Raw genomic sequence first — 641 nt, 5'->3', positions numbered from 1 at the left:
ATTATTATAATATTTTCATTAACATAAGGTGCCAATGAAAATACAGTACTATAATCTAAATTACCTAGAGATCATAATATTGCAAACATTCCTATTGTTAAAAAACAATCACCTACTCTATTAGTTAAAAAAGCAGACATAGAACTTTGATTTGCAGCTATTCTAGTAAATCAGAAACTTACTAAAAGATAAGAACAGACTCCAACACCTTCTCATCCTACAAACATTAATAAATAATTATTAGCTGTTACTAATATAATCATCATAAATGTAAATAGACTTAAATAACTAAAAAATCTTTGGTTATGGGGATCTCCATTCATATAACCTATAGAATAAAGATGAACTAAAGAACTAATAATTAATACAGGAATTAACATAGATATAGTTAAACTATCAAATTGAAATCCTCATATAATATTGAATCATTCACTATCTATTCATCTAAATAAATTAATAGATAAAACAATATTATTAAAACCTACTTCAAAAAAAGCTACGATTGCTAACATAGTAGTAATTATTATACTCGCACAAGTTATAATTTGTGCTCCGTGTACTCCAACTTTTCTACCAAAAAAACCGGAAACTATAGACCCTAATAAAGGTAAAGATATAATAGTTAAATACATTATTTATAT

At 25.0% G+C, this 641-nt stretch carries 1 protein-coding gene and 1 pseudogene; one reads left to right on the top strand and one right to left on the bottom strand.

Annotated elements, in window-relative coordinates; all coding sequences use genetic code 11:
* Window positions 1-212: 212 nt before the first annotated feature.
* Window positions 213-398: pseudogene (locus tag ACYVEA_RS34700) on the bottom strand (hypothetical protein); the annotation flags it as partial.
* 22 nt (window positions 399-420) lie between these two features.
* Here ACYVEA_RS34700 and ACYVEA_RS34695 point away from each other — a divergent pair.
* Window positions 421-641, top strand: a 221-nt coding sequence (locus ACYVEA_RS34695; RefSeq protein WP_461117922.1) for a hypothetical protein, incomplete at its 3' end; no start/stop codon positions are given.

The organism is Spirosoma jeollabukense, from assembly GCF_054777855.1.
The sequence above is the reverse complement of the archived record's forward strand: the minus strand, read 5'-3'. Positions and strand labels throughout refer to the sequence as shown.